General features: G+C 37.2%; 16 protein-coding genes. All 16 read right to left on the minus strand.

The features are described from left to right. Positions 1–316 precede the first annotated feature (316 nt). On the minus strand, positions 317–1,228 hold the full coding sequence (locus tag VXK47_RS19980; protein ID WP_435550554.1) for an ATP-grasp fold amidoligase family protein: 912 nt from the start codon (positions 1,226–1,228) through the stop codon (positions 317–319). A 55-nt stretch (positions 1,229–1,283) separates the two neighbouring features. Next, positions 1,284–2,534 (minus strand): DUF1624 domain-containing protein, encoded by a 1,251-nt coding sequence (locus VXK47_RS19985; protein ID WP_435550555.1) that lies wholly within the window; start codon positions 2,532–2,534, stop codon positions 1,284–1,286. Next, positions 2,531–3,337, minus strand: a complete 807-nt coding sequence (locus tag VXK47_RS19990) for a hypothetical protein (protein WP_435550556.1) — start codon at positions 3,335–3,337, stop codon at positions 2,531–2,533. Before VXK47_RS19990 ends, VXK47_RS19985 begins: the two co-directional genes overlap by 4 nt. 70 nt (positions 3,338–3,407) lie before the next feature. Next, on the minus strand, positions 3,408–4,727 hold the full coding sequence (locus tag VXK47_RS19995; RefSeq protein ID WP_435550557.1) for an oligosaccharide flippase family protein: 1,320 nt from the start codon (positions 4,725–4,727) through the stop codon (positions 3,408–3,410). 32 nt (positions 4,728–4,759) lie between these two features. After that, positions 4,760–5,671 (minus strand): glycosyltransferase family 2 protein, encoded by a 912-nt coding sequence (locus VXK47_RS20000; protein ID WP_435550558.1) that lies wholly within the window; start codon positions 5,669–5,671, stop codon positions 4,760–4,762. A gap of 77 nt (positions 5,672–5,748) precedes the next feature. Continuing rightward, complete coding sequence (locus tag VXK47_RS20005; RefSeq protein ID WP_435550559.1) at positions 5,749–7,077, minus strand: O-antigen ligase family protein; 1,329 nt, start codon at positions 7,075–7,077, stop codon at positions 5,749–5,751. A gap of 129 nt (positions 7,078–7,206) precedes the next feature. Then, positions 7,207–8,289 carry a Gfo/Idh/MocA family protein gene (locus VXK47_RS20010; protein WP_435550560.1) on the minus strand — a complete coding sequence of 361 codons (1,083 nt, stop codon included), beginning with the start codon at positions 8,287–8,289 and terminating at the stop codon, positions 7,207–7,209. A gap of 246 nt (positions 8,290–8,535) precedes the next feature. After that, on the minus strand, positions 8,536–8,871 hold the full coding sequence (locus tag VXK47_RS20015; RefSeq protein ID WP_435550561.1) for a DUF5615 family PIN-like protein: 336 nt from the start codon (positions 8,869–8,871) through the stop codon (positions 8,536–8,538). Positions 8,872–8,879: 8 nt separating this feature from the next. Beyond that, positions 8,880–9,128: a DUF433 domain-containing protein gene (locus VXK47_RS20020; protein WP_435550562.1), complete on the minus strand. Its 249-nt coding sequence runs from the start codon at positions 9,126–9,128 to the stop codon at positions 8,880–8,882. 273 nt (positions 9,129–9,401) lie between these two features. Continuing rightward, entirely contained in the window at positions 9,402–10,460 is a 1,059-nt protein-coding gene (locus tag VXK47_RS20025; RefSeq protein ID WP_435550563.1) for an NAD-dependent epimerase/dehydratase family protein, read from the minus strand. Positions 10,461–10,501: 41 nt separating this feature from the next. Next, on the minus strand, positions 10,502–12,343 hold the full coding sequence (locus VXK47_RS20030) for a hypothetical protein (protein WP_435550564.1): 1,842 nt from the start codon (positions 12,341–12,343) through the stop codon (positions 10,502–10,504). Between the two features lie 92 nt (positions 12,344–12,435). After that, positions 12,436–13,401: a lipid II:glycine glycyltransferase FemX gene (locus tag VXK47_RS20035; RefSeq protein ID WP_435550565.1), complete on the minus strand. Its 966-nt coding sequence runs from the start codon at positions 13,399–13,401 to the stop codon at positions 12,436–12,438. A gap of 38 nt (positions 13,402–13,439) precedes the next feature. Beyond that, positions 13,440–13,589, minus strand: a complete 150-nt coding sequence (locus VXK47_RS20040; protein WP_435550569.1) for a four helix bundle protein — start codon at positions 13,587–13,589, stop codon at positions 13,440–13,442. A 151-nt stretch (positions 13,590–13,740) separates the two neighbouring features. After that, positions 13,741–13,950 (minus strand): hypothetical protein, encoded by a 210-nt coding sequence (locus VXK47_RS20045; RefSeq protein ID WP_435550566.1) that lies wholly within the window; start codon positions 13,948–13,950, stop codon positions 13,741–13,743. Beyond that, complete coding sequence (locus VXK47_RS20050; RefSeq protein ID WP_435550567.1) at positions 13,947–14,402, minus strand: PIN domain-containing protein; 456 nt, start codon at positions 14,400–14,402, stop codon at positions 13,947–13,949. The genes VXK47_RS20045 and VXK47_RS20050 overlap by 4 nt, the downstream gene beginning before the upstream one ends. Before the next feature lie 163 nt (positions 14,403–14,565). Beyond that, positions 14,566–14,787: hypothetical protein (locus VXK47_RS20055; protein ID WP_435550568.1), on the minus strand; the 222-nt coding region annotated here is incomplete at its 5' end.

Here is a 14,787-nt window from a genome sequence, read left to right on the forward strand (position 1 = left end):
TCTTTGCTGTCTTTTACCGCTATCCCCTCCAAAACATCTTTGATATGCAATGCGTGAAAGGATATTTCGCCGACGTTAACACTTAAATCGACACGGTGGTCGCCTTGCGGCAAATCTTGACCGACTTATTAAATCTCCTCATATTATAGTTTTAATACAAAAGCAAGAATTTAATATTGATGATACTATTACCAAAGTCTTGTGTAATGGAGCACGAAATAAGTTACCGTTATTATTGCTCTAAAGAAAGTATACGTAATATATAGTATTTGTAATAGAGATAGCTATAGTTGCTATGTAACTATCAGCAATTGTTTTATTTCATCTTCCATTTTTCCCCAAGGGCATAATCTAAACTCATCAAATCGAGTCCGCGGAAGGAAGAAACTCCGGCCGGATAAGGCGTTAACTCCCCAAAATAGATCTTATTTTCAAGGCTGTATAAATCTACTCTCATGAAATCAAATTCCTCCGAAAGAGATTCTGCGAACTTAACCATTGCTTCAAAGTTCGGCGGTTTCTTACATTCACCTTCATACTGTTTGAAGTCGGATCTAAACTTGTATGGTTCAAAGTTTCTATCGAATGCCTTGGTCATGTGCTCATTAAACCTGTCGAAATGCACTGTGAGAACCTCCACGCACCCAGAAAAACAATAGAACTTGTAATCCACAGGTGCCTTGCTGTTTTGTTCTATGAATGATTCAATAATAATGGTTGGTATTATGTTCTTGTATCCCCAAGCTATACCAAGGAATGTGTCTTGACCGAAGTTGTTATTGAGCCATTTCCTTAACTGCAGAGTTGTTTTTTCTCGATCCAGTTGCTTATTATCGTTGACAATAATATTATAGCCACACCCATGATTTGTTTTTATTACAAACTTTGAGGGTAGGTCATCAAACGGAATTTCTTTTGGGTTATCTCCACTCCACAATAATGGAATCAGGTACTCACCGCCCACTTTTTTGGATATATAATCCCTCACAAGTAATTTATCTGAGATTTCAGTAAACAGTTGATTTCGATTATGAAGCATCCTGCTCCATAATTTCTCTGAGAATCTCTTTGGATTAACAAAGTCGGGCCAAAAGTGATATACTCTCCAGAATTGGAGGCTACACAATAAGCGTAGTTTTGTATCGGCGGAGTTGTCTCCCAAATATCGTGCATATACCCGGCATATTGGCCAGTATAGTCGTTTAAATAACCCATTTATCAGACTCATTATTGCTCCATCAGATTGTCGATCCAACGTATTTTCAAATAAAGAAAATTAATGATTATAAATAACTCATCCATGCTTTTTTATGTTTTTCCCTCAGATCGGCATACCATCGACATGGTAAATATAAAAAAAATAAAACAGCAATCCAAAAAAGATACACGAGTGGCAAATCGAAACCCCTAATGAGGCCTTCCTGACGCGGGCCGAAAAAAATTCTTTTCATAATGCCCGATGAAAAATGGATAACCGAAAGGTGCAAAATATAGAAGAAAAGCGGAACACGACCAAATACAATGAGTATTTTTGAACAGTAAAAGTTTCTATGCTCAAACAAAGATAGTAAAATGATTACCGGGCCCAAGGTCATAAGTAAAAAACATAGAGATGGTGGGTACTTATGGCAGTTTAAAAAAGATAATACTGTAAAAACAATATCAACTACTGATTTAGTAACGGATATCCCGGCGGTGCTATCCTTCATAATAGTTTTTTCGATACTATTATAAACTATGTTCCAATGGTCTGGATCGCCATAACTGTTTAATCCACGTACAAGAATAAATAAAACCACCAGTGCAAGGCCAATTGTAAGAAATGTTTTGCGACGTTCAACCGTCTGCTGTTTCAGCATGATGGCACCGAATGCATATCCTGCTGCCATAACGCCTATCCAAGGGATAAGAGGATAAAGCACATAGAAACTATACCCTTTAACATATTCAAAATGCTCACGTACATGAAGAATACGCCATATGAAATCGAAATATTGGAATTGATTAGGTCTTAGGAAGTCGAGCGTGTTATGAAGAAAGATCATGGAAGTGCCAAATGTAGCGATGGCCCAAAGTGGTAAGTAAATAAGCGTAGCTAAGGAAATCATTGACCAACCGATTGCCCAAATCACGCCTAAAGTAATATTTTTCATGCAGAAGCTGAATGACCATCCGAACCAATTAATGATAGTAAGTTCTATGATAATTAGAAATAAGCCGCGCTTAAGAAGAAACAGCGAAAGTTCTTTTTTTGTACGGCTACGACTGATAGAAAGGAAAGCACTCGTGCCTGCAAGAAATACAAAAGCAGGTGCAGCTATGTGGGTGATCCATCTTGTTAGAAATAGTGCAACATTTGTCTTTCCCAAGTCAAGCGGGTTAAAAGGTGCATTTGTATAAAAAGTACGTGTGTGATCAAGGCACATCAGAACGATTACCAGCCCTCGTAAGAGATCAATAGAATCAATCCTCTCCGCTGTTTTTAATGTTATATCAACCACATCCGAAATATTGTTGCAAGCTGATTTGATCATTTGCTTATGCTGTCTCCGATAGAGAGTTTTACTGCTCTTATTCTTGCTTTGAGGTTTTGTAAAAACTTACAGAAGTAATAACGACATTTAGCCAAGACAGTTAAACGGAATGCAAATCCCTCTTCCATAGCATCCATACATGGATGACACTGGCCGCAAGGTTGGCCACGTTTTGGTCGATGACAGAACCAAGAATTAAACATTATATCATCAAATCCTTCTTTTAGGGATATCTCCAGCATTTGCAGTTTGGTTTTTGAATATATAGGGAAATGGAAGTATTTAAATATTTGCATATCATTATCGGACAGTGTCGTTGCCAATTTTAGGATTCCATTGTCTTCAATTAAAAATCTACCAAGGTACTCGAATACAGGATCTCTTGGACGCATCTGGTTTTTCTCTATAGCTAACTCTATATCTTTCATCTGATTTTGCTCTGCAAAACGAGGGAGCCACTCAAATTGAGAACCTAAACGGAATCTTGAAGAAAGAGATTGGAATTTTTTCGTTATAGGGCTACATTCTGCAATTTCGGATTTAAGATATATGCGAGTGGGCAAAAGTAAAGTAGCGCTGATGGGGTCCTTTTCAAGAATTTTCTCTCTGATTTTTAATATAGCGGCAAGTTCATACAAGAAAGATTTTCTTTCAATTTCAATAATATAATAAGGTTGAACTTTCACTTTTTCAACTAAAACAAGATGGATTAAACGAAAGGTTGAGTCCCATCCTCCTGTCCAGAGCAAGTAAATAACTTTTTCATTGTTATTTTGATTTATTGTGTCACTCTTTACGTGCATATTTTCTTTCCTCATTATCATGTTTATATGATAATATCTCAATCATGGCATTTTTTTGAGCTTATTAGTGCTAAAGAAACTGCTCTTTTGATACCCACCTCTCTTTTCTTATAACAATATAACCTACGAGCAGAATCAGAATTAAATTCATAACAGCGCTGACAAATGAAAACAGCATTACAGTATGTAAAGAACTAAGATATAACCCACCTAAAATTAAAGTAAAAATTCTAATAACCAGCAAAACAAGATCGTAAAAAAAAACGATACGTTGGATCCTGATGAGACGTGCAAAAAGAACAGCTGGAATATTGCAGAAAACAAACATCATCCATAAAATGAGATATTTTGATAGATCACCGGCCATTTGCCATTGAGAACCAAATATCCATGTGAAAATTATTGGTGCCCATATAAATAAAACCAAAGATGGCAAAAAAGCAATCGCGAACAATCCCGCGGTAATTTTAATATAAATAGGTGATAAACTACCACCTTGATGCTGAATTTCCGCGGCTTTTTGAAAAAGAACTTGTCTAAGAGCTCCTATTAAAAAACTCATTGGTGTCCATAGAATACGTATTCCAAACGCATAAGCTCCTGCTACCGCAATTCCATAAAAATGTGTCAAAATTAAAACGGGTAAACCAGATGACAACGCATTGATTATGTTCTGTGAAGCTGAATACATAGGGAAATCTATATATTCTTTTGCCAATTTTTTCATGCGATCCCAACGAATGAGTTGGCGCAAAACTATAGTGTCAGTAAGGAGCACTCTAATTAAGTTAAGGCTTGCCAATATATTGCCCAAAACAGTACTTATGATAAGTCCTATATGACCTGCTTTAAGAAAACCAAGCCCAATCTGTGTTCCGTTTGACGATAAACTACGAATGACTTGAGATCCAGATGTATGCTTAAATGCCTTTACACGTATGCACCAAGACTGGCATGACTGATTAAGACCAAAAACAACAGTTGCAACAACCAAAAGAGCAAGCGCCCATATACCTTTCGTTTTCATCACATCATTTATTGTTGAAGGTATAATGAAGCAAACTATCAACAAAACAAATGATATAATAAAAGTACATAAACAGGAAATAAAAAAGAGATGAAAAGCATCCTCTTTATCTTTGGGCAGCATAAGTGCTTGGCTGTAGTCTAAAGTTATTCCAGCGGCAATAATGCTAGCAACTGAATTAAATGAACCAAAGATACCAAAGTCGGATGGAGAGTAAAGTCGGCTGATAATTGGGGTAAGAGCAAAACCAACAATTTGGGATATGGCACTGCCTGACATCACAACAAGTATATTTTTTATAAAGGTTGACTTGCTTAACTTGATAATATCCTGGAATTTAGGAATTATATTTTGTTTATTCAAAATTGTTTCCATTTATCTAAAACGATAATTTGCTAAAAATTGCGTTTCTTAACTAGTTCTATTCCAAGCATTGCAAATAACTGGCTCATATGGTTTGCGCCTTTTTCTGCATATTTAATTACCATATGAGTTCCTATACATATGCAAAAAGGGATGTATAGTGTGTAAACCAACAATGCGAATAGTGACTTGGCAGGTGCTATCACTCTTGATAGTCCATGCGCTTTGTTTATACTGTATTTGTAAGAGTTGTAACCGTTAACCAAAGCTCGTTTCAAATAATAGGTCTTCGTTTGTCGTTCGGGTGGTACGTTTTCATAAACAGGGGCTTCTTCAACAGCAATAAATTTGCACCCCACTTCCATTGCCTGCTTGAAAAATGCCTGGTCTGAGCCCCCGGTTTTAAATTTAGGATCAAAGCAAAGGTTATGTTTGTCGAAGACATTTTTTTTTAGGAGAACATTTCCAGTCCGTGTCTGATTCCATTGCAATAAAGTTCCTGTGCGATGTACCGGGCGCTCGCAAAACTGACCTTTAATCAACCAGAAGGGGGGGTGTTGTTCAAAGAATGGATGAACAGGGCCAAGTGCGCCATCAACATCAAATGTTTGTATTGCACGGTACATTGTGACCAGCCAGTGCTGGGGAGGGAATTCATCATCGTCAATTATGGCAATATAATTTCCTGTGGCAAGTCGAAGAGCATGGTTTCTGACAGCGGGAATTGTATGTTCCGGTTCAATGTCATAGAATATATTCATACCCAGTTCCGTCTTTAATTTCATCACAATTTCTCTGGCGTGGCCTGCAACTCCATTGTCTACCACAACAATTGAATAGTCAAAGAGGCCATCTGTTTTCTGTAAGGCAATTTTTCTTAAAAGGTGCTCCAACATTTGATTGCGGTGATAAGTGCAAATACATATAGAAATGTGATCTTTCATCAATCCACCGAAATTATTTATCATCAATTATAAATTTGAATATAAGAATATCTCATATGGATATATCGAGTTGTTCTTCATGGTTTGATAGTATCCAAGTTATATGAATTATAACTTACCGTTATAAAAAGAATAATTGCCATTAATATTGTTGAAAATGATCCGAGCGAGGTTTCGGTTATATTATTAATCATAAACATAAATAGATAACAAATCCATAAACTACCCCAATAATAATCATTGGTTAGATTCCTGAAGGCTTTTCTGCATGAGTCCAATATGAACAATGAAACAAGAATCAGGCCAACGAATCCAAGATGCAGAAGCACGCTAAGATAGCCATTATGTGATCCGGAAATATTATACTGTTCGCGTGCTTCAGTTGTCCAGAAACCACCAAAGCCATGTCCTAAAAGTGGGTGTTGCATTGCCGTTACAATAAGGTTTTTCCAAACCTCTGTACGCCCTGTCAAAGTCACATCTCTCCCAATTTCGGAAAATAAGCTTTCAAAGGATAATCCACCCATAAATGGTGCAGCAGTTCCATAAATAATAATAAAAGCTATCAGCATCATCCATGCCATTACTCCCAATCGTATATTTAATTTCTTCATCAATAATAGTCCACAATAACATATAATCCCGGCAGCCAACGAAATAATTGAAGTTGCTGAATATGAGTTTCCAGGACCTTTTAGAAGCCATGCTGTCAATAAAAGCAAAAATATATCAGTATAAGTCTTGTATTTGATAGCAGGGCTATCGCTTTCCTGATATTTTTTATAAAGTGCCCACAAAAGATAAAAAAAAGCTATAAGGCATAACTGACCAAAGCTGTTCTTCTGCTGAGCAACACCAATCCACATCCGTCCACCTGACCACCGTGCAAATTCAACTCCAAGGTGAGGATAATATTTGATCAGTAATAGTGAGAAAGGAATATGTATGTATATAATTCTTCTTAAAATGCATTGAATTGCCTGGCGTGGTTCAGATTCGGTTGCGACCATAAAGGCCATAACGACTGCAGCCATATCCTTGATTAAACGTTTGAAAGATATATATGGAATATCGGACCATAAAATACTTGTGATCATATAAGCAATTAGTATCATCAGCCATGGGTTTCCCTTGATGGCAGAAGATAAGTTGAAATGTCTTTTTGCAAGTATTAACACGCCAACAATAATAATTCCGGTTAGTAAAGCACGGTCCAGAGGGCTTCCTGATTCCATATCTACACCACCTGTTCCGAACCAAATCCCCAGAGGTTTACTTGAAATCAACAATATCCAGATGGTCGGTATCCACAGGGCATGAGAGACGTCGGGTGACTGTTTATTTTCGAGTCGCAATAAAAATAAAACAAAAGCGGTGCAAAGGGATAGAGCTATAATCGGGGGCATAAATACCTCAGGAGGCAAGATTTAAGGAGCAAGGACCAATGACCAAGGCTCAAGGATAAAGGATCAAGGTTCAAGGTTCAAGGAAAAATAGTACACGGTTGGCGGATAAAGACAGTTAAATGAAAACTGTCAATTTGTATTTATCTGTTCAAATATGGTATCCATAATTTTCGATGTTAAAAGAATTTCTTTATATGAGAGCGGCAGAGGTTCATTATTAGTAATTGAATTATAGAAAGAAGTTATTAGCGTTTTCAGGGCTGCTTCGTTTGGCAAATGAAAGTCTTTCATAATAAATTTTTTTAAATTTAATTTAAAATTTTCAATATACTGTTTGGCATATTGAAATGGCGGGATAAAGTATCGTACATAGCTTTTGTAGTCTTTATTATCTATCTTAATCAGGATTTGATTGTCATCATCAACTATCAGAGAATTTTTCGTGCCATACAATCGGAATTGATGAGGTGAAGGCTTGATCTGAGAGGAAAATGTGAAATATGCGGTTGTGGAATCTTCATCCCGGATAATCACCCTTACTTCGTCAACAATATCATCCTGTCCGATATTTTTAAGAAATGAACTGGTGAATCCGTGTGCGATTACTATAGGATTGTCGCCGGATAAAAATTCTACTATCTTGCTTATGCCGTGGCTGATAATGTTTTGCAGCAATGATCCTGGAAGTTTTCTGACCCAATGATCTTTATCCCCAAGAAGAGCTTTTGCAAAACTTACATCTCCAAAGTCATAGCAGTAGTGGCTTTCCATGTGTATTGGTTTGCCACCCAGATAGCCACTGTTTACTAATTCTCTCATCCTCATCATGGCATGAGTAAATTGTGCATTATGCCCTGCGGTAATCTTTACTCCATTATGTTCAGCAAGCTTTATCAGCTTTCCAGCTTCGGCTGTATTCAGGGTAAAGGGCTTTTCCATATAAACATTACACCCGGCTTCAAGGCATATTTTACCTAATTCAAAATGACTCTGAGGAGGTGTTGTTATATGGACGACATCGGGCTTGACAGTTTCAAGCATCTCCTGAACGTTTGTGAAATATTTTTCTATATTGAACCGTTCAGACATATCCCTTGCCATTAACGATTCGCTATCACATACCCCTACCATTTTAGCAATGGCAATTCTCTGTATTATTTCTGCATGGTTATCAGCCATTTTACCGCAACCGATTATAGCAACTTTAAGCATTTACAACCTTTTATTTATCACAGATTTCACAGGAAAAAATATCAAGATTAAAGGAGCAAGGTGCAAGGAAAAGATAGCTCATGAGTTCGTAAGCTGATAAGGTCATTAACTCGCAGAAAACATACCGAAAACATATATCGAATAGCGAAATTTGCTGTTTGCACCCTGTACCTTATGAACTACAATTCTTTTCTAATCCCTCCTGCTTTTATCTCTCACAGAATCGCGGAGTTTTTTATCTCTATGCTATGGTTTACGAACACGAAATTTTGTGCTTTGTGCAATAACAATCGATCCGGATTCTAAATCCTGACTAAAGTAATTAAGTGCATCTCGTAAAAGTATCAATCTATCATGCCTTGGTAGATTTTCCAGACGTAAGACACCACAATGTGGCATACCTTGTCTCCAGATCATTTCTTCAAAATCGTTGTCAGTAGTAATAATAACTCTATGTTCTTTAACAGCCCAGCTTAAAATATCATTATCACTCATTCTTGGATCTTTACTGCTTACCTCGGCTACATCATGTCCTAAGCTAACCAACAAATGAGCTATGACTCCACTTGCATTGATATCCAACAAGAAATTCATGATGCTTTTCTATCTTCGACTCTATCAAAGATATTTTCTCTAGATACCATACTGTGAGCATAAAACAATGCGGCGTGAATGTCGTCTGGTTCAAGGAGGGGGTAGTCTTGTAAGATCTCTTCTTTTGTTGCTCCTTTGGCCAATAATTCCAGTATCATTTCAACTGATATTCTCAGGCCACGAATAATAGGTTTTCCGCAAAGCACTTCTTTATCAAAATTAATACGACTTAGTAAATTTTGCATAATTGTTCTCCAAATTATATGAAAGCGGGTATCAGCGAAATTCACTGTTTTTTTGTCTGATTTTTTGCTCCTGGTTTTCCTTTTCCCTTATCAGCTCACCAACTCACAAACTATCTTTATCTCTCACAGAGATCACAGAGTCGCAGAGTTTTTTTAAGAATTTATGATAAGTTGTTGTTGAAACAATATACAGGCAAGATTGTCTTGTATTCAACATGTTCTTAAGAACAAATGCATCTCTGTGTCTCCGTGGGTTCTGTGAGAATATCTTTTTCATTTGTTTTTTTGAACTTCACGCATGTAGGCAAAAAATCTGTCTAATGCATCATCCATATTTACCCTTGGTTGCCAGCCTAATAATTCTTTTGCTTTTTTATTTGAGTAAGTGTTCCCTTTCCAGTAAACAGCGCATGACTTCCGGTTAAAGACAGGAGGCAGTTGTCCTTCGGACCAGTTTGAGTATTTCTCCCAGAGATAATTAAAAAGAAACCAGGCTCGATAAGGAACCGGGATTGAAATAAATCGACGCACTTTACGCTTGTATAACTTAAGAAATTTACGGCTTCTTGGCAGATCATCATCCAAAATATTAAAAACCTGCCCATCTATTCCTTGCTTTAACCCCGCTAATACAATAGCTTCTGCACAATTATCAACATATGTGAACGGTATCCTGTTATTCAAGCCAAGATGGAGAAAAATTCCAAATACATCTGTTCCTACCCTGTCGGTAATCTTAGCTTTGCCTGGACCAAAGACTACGCTTGGACGCACTATAACATACGGTAAATTATATTTACCGGCATATTCGAGCACCAATTCATCCTGTTTTGCTTTTCCATATGTATAAGGCTCATGTCGCTCAAGCAGTTTATTATCTACCTCGCAGGATTCATCCATCAGGCCACGGCGCCGGATTTTCTCATTCGAATAGACAGCGATAGAACTGATGTTGACGAACCGCTTTGATTTATTTTCTTTTACTACAGCATCAAGAAGATTTCTGGTTGTAACAACGGAATTTAAAAAACAACCCGGGTATGTTTTGTCAATACCTGCTGCCAAATGATAAATGACAGATGTCCCTTTTGCAGCAGTTATGCAATCTTTACGGGAAAGCAGATTGCCTTTTAAGATTTCGATATTTACAGTAGAAAATTCTTTTTTGATAGACTCAAGATTTCCAGAACTGCTGGAAGATCTTGTAAGGCATCGAATATGTTTAAAGTTATATGATAACAAGGTACGAACAACTCTTGAACCGACAAACCCGTTAGCTCCTGTTACTAGTATGGGTTCTTCAGGATTTATGATGTATGCATTGTAATTCATATAGCTATTAATTTCTCACAGAGTACACAGAAGCACTGAGTTCAATCATTCAGAAGAACCCGATGGATCAATTCAATCTGAAGTGCTTTACGGATTTCACGTAGATATGTTCCTCGTCCATTGATGTGATCTTTTACAACTCGTGATACTTGCTGCCTGTTCCAATATGGGCGGCTGAGTGTTCTATCGTCCAACAATATTTCCTGTAAATATCCTGACAGTTGATCTCTAAACCATGTACGATATCGGCGAAATTCGGCAAATCCCATTACTAAACGGTCGAGGTGTAATGGCGAGAGCAAATAATCTAAACGGCCAACAATATGTGTCATCCCATAGGGTAATTGTTCCCGTGTGTGAATCTTGTCCAATATCAACATCATTTTAAGCGCTGTCTTCACACCCTTTGCGATCAACCAAGGGTAATTCCCACCATAACTACCCGTTGTTGGTATAGCCATCAATTCAGGCTTTGACTTGGCTATAAGATTAAGTTCAAATTCGGTTCCGAAGTTACCAATGTTTTTTGGTGCTCTGTACATAACATTGAGAAAATCATTATCCAGAAAAGGGCTGCGTACATCTACCTGAGATGATTCCAGAGAGATAAAACCGTTCCACCACCATGGGACTACGCATTGTAGAAGAAAAGAAAGATTATGACCTTTTTGAAGTTCTGAACCCTTTTTTCGTGCCATATCAAGATATTTTCTAAAGCCTTCGTTTATGATGTTAATATCTGGTGGCCTGCTTTGAAATCCCACAATTCCTTTCAATACCTGGCTACCGTATTTGCCAGTCATTCTTATTGGCGCAATTTCCCTTGCTAACTTATTGAAGCTGATCACATCAGCCTTATCTACACCTTCAAGACCATCTGATATGTATATTGCTCTTTCTGCATGATAGGGATATTCCGCCAGTAATTTGTTATCGTCTAATCTCAAGACCTGATGCTGTTGTTTGCAAACTGCTGCCACCTTTGGAGCTATACGAACATCCAGAATGTCTCTGTATGATCCTCCGAAGGTATAGCAGGGTAACTGACCGGAAGATGCATCTATACAGGCCAGAATCGATCTTGTGTCAAGCCCGCCCGTCATCGACATGCCTATTTGGTGGTTTTCATGGAAATAGCGGGGAAGTATCCTTTTAAAAGTGTCTCCCAGTTCCTCAAAAAACTCATCGTGTTTCAATGGAATCTGGTTTTCCAGTAAAGCAGTGTTTAAAAAACTTTTTTTCCTGACATTGTTGCCATGAAAGGACCATGCAGAGCCGGCAGGCAATAGAGAAATATCTGAAAAATACGTTCGGTTTTCAAGAACACAATCAAAATTTAGAAAATCTGCTATGCTTTGCGTGTCAATTTTTCGAAGCTCTGGAAATACCTTTAAGAGTGATTTTGCTTCAGATGAAAAAGCAAAAACATTTTTGTGCTCATAAAAATAGATGCGTCGAATTCCATACCTGTCATTAAACAGTATTGCCTCAGGGTTGCGAAGATTCAATATAATTCCGTTGTACCATCCGTTTAGCAACTTGAAAAAAGCTTCACCGTTTTCCTCGTAAAGATGAACAATATATGATGCATTGTCCGGATTGAAATTATGTCCACGACTAGATAAGTCTGAGATCAGGGAACGATCCATGTAACATTCACCGGTCAAAAAAAGGACAATATCTTTGGTTTCATTGAAAATTGGCATGCAATCTGCGAATGAGCCCTGAAGTGCGGAATATCCGATAAAGAATCCATTCTCCTTGCTTGTGAAAATACCATGCGTGTAAAAGGATTCATGGAGCATAGAGTCAAGCATGACTCTAAGTGTTTCTTCTTCTTTACCAGTAATTTCCTTTGTAATTAATCCGGCTAATCCCGGCATTATAATCCTCCATGAAAATTAATTTATTACATATTAGAAAAGTAATTTCTTAAATGAAAATCAGGTTTATTGCTATCCTAATGTCCGAATATTTATAACTTATGTCGTTCTTGATCAACAATATCACCACCCCGTAGCATTTTGACTGCTGAAGAATAAACAGCAGCTTTAACAGGGTTGATAGGATATTTCCACATAAAACCCTGAACCAATTTGCCACCAAAACGTTGTTTAAATGACTTGAGTCCTTCCTGCTTTGTTCCTCCTTCAGGATTGATTCGGACTCCAACAAAATCATATTGTTTAACCCCAAGTATGCTGAAATGTCGAATTGCTTCCCAGTGCAATAAATTTGTTGCCCCTGTTATGGGTTTGGGTATGCTGCCTCCGTAAACATAATAAGCAGTGTGGTTGCTGAAAGGAATAACAAGAGAACCCTGTATGACTCCTTGATAATCAGCAACAAAAATTTTTACGTTTTCACCAAAACTTTTCACCATCTTCCTGAATGCGTTAAAATCCATGAAAGGAATCGCTGATCTCTTAAAAGTATCTCGAACCAGTTTATATGCGATTTCAGTATATTCTATTCCGGTTCGGATTTGCACATCATGCTTTCCGGCAAGGCGAACTTTACGCCGATGACTTGAACTAAGATTACTCCAAAGAGATTCTTCAGACTGTGTTAAATTTATGAGATAAGTTCCATATGGCGCAGCAACAGCGCCATCAGGGTATGCGCGAAAAATTGTGTTGGTTGTTGCAGGAATAATAATATCCGCTTTAATAGAACGAAAATATTCTATCGCACTGTTTAAGAACAATTTTTCATCTTCAATTGAGAGGTTCTTATCTATCAGAATAGTTTCTACCCGGAAGCGTACCATCCGAACCATAGCTTTTCTAACGATTGTATAAGGCAATATACAGCGGATGTTATCTGAATCATCAAAACCGCCAAGCCACCCGTATTCGTCACTAACGGCCCTTAAAAAGGGTTCAGAGGCATATATGGAAAGGTCGGAGTGCCAGTTTATATCAATTTTTTTTGCAAGCATTTTTTCAGTTTACGGTTTTCAGTTAAAGAAAGTGGTAATTATTTTAATGAACTGTGCAGCCGCTGGAGCATTTTTGATATGGACTTTAATTCTACTATCAGTTCTTCAGCGTCTTTATCAGATAAAATGTTTACTTGTTTTGAAATATAGACCTGTGTTCTTAGCTCGGCGGCTGAGCCTTGTGCAATGTTAAAGACTGTTGGCTGTTTGAAATCTCAGAGCTTTACTAAGAATTTTTACTCCGGTTAAACAGTCCTACTGAATTTAACGGGACAGAAACGGAAAATTGTTTGAGTTTTGTGTTATGAAAGTAAATATTCGGGTTCGCTGACAGGCAGTTCATGCATATCCGCCACTTTTCATATCCTGAATAATATCTTTAACCGACTTTCCCTTGAATATTTTTTTACGCAATTCGGTATAATTGCCTTCACCGCGGTCATAGTCCAGAATGAATTTTAAAGCACCAGCGGGACCTAGTTTTTCTCTAAGGGCTTCCCAACCTGCTCTTCTTACTTCAACGGGAGTCAGTTCATTTAATATACTCATATCTTAAACACCTCCTTTGATATGAAATCTATTATATTATAATATACGATTCCAATTTTATCAACTCGTTCCAGCTTTTTAAATAGACCATCATCGCATGTTATAAAAAAATCGGCTTTTGCTTTTTCAGCGCATGCAATATGAATGGCATCCATACCTGTCAAACCATATTTTTCAAGTTCAATTGATCTTTCTAATATCCATTTGTCGTAAGATATATATTCTGTAGAATATTCCATAACATCTGATATCCTAAGCATATTTTCGATTTTGGGGTTCTTGCTGTTTTCATATCGCAATGCAAATGAATTAACCAGATTAAGTTCACCTTTCAATATCATCGACAGCAGTATAATGAAAACCTGAGTTTCTGTATTTATTCTATACTGTAGCTGATCATCAAACGGCCTGTTATAAACACACATATCCAGATATATTTTCAACTTTTTCATATTATTTATAGCAACTTGGGTACATCATGTTTCTCATGCGTTAGAAGGCCGGCATGTTTTTGGAATTTCTTCTCAAAAATTTCGAAAAATCTATGTAATCTCAGTTTACTCTGCGAGAAACTATTTTTTTGACTGTTAACTGATAACTGTCAACAGTAAACCGTCATATACATTTCTCATATGCTTCTTCAAAGGTTGAAATTTTGATATGCTTTTGTTTCAAATAAGACAAGAAAGAAACAATGGTTTCGAAATCAACCAGATCTTTTGTATGACCTATAAGCACAAAAGGCTTATAACCCAATGGATTTCGTTTATCTTCTTTAATAACTTTTTCCATCATACAAGTGAGTTCGTTTATTGTCATACGACAGAAATCAAATTT

It is taken from the genome of Desulfobacterium sp. N47 (genome assembly GCF_051233685.1).
GTDB lineage: Bacteria > Desulfobacterota > Desulfobacteria > Desulfobacterales > RPRI01 > RPRI01.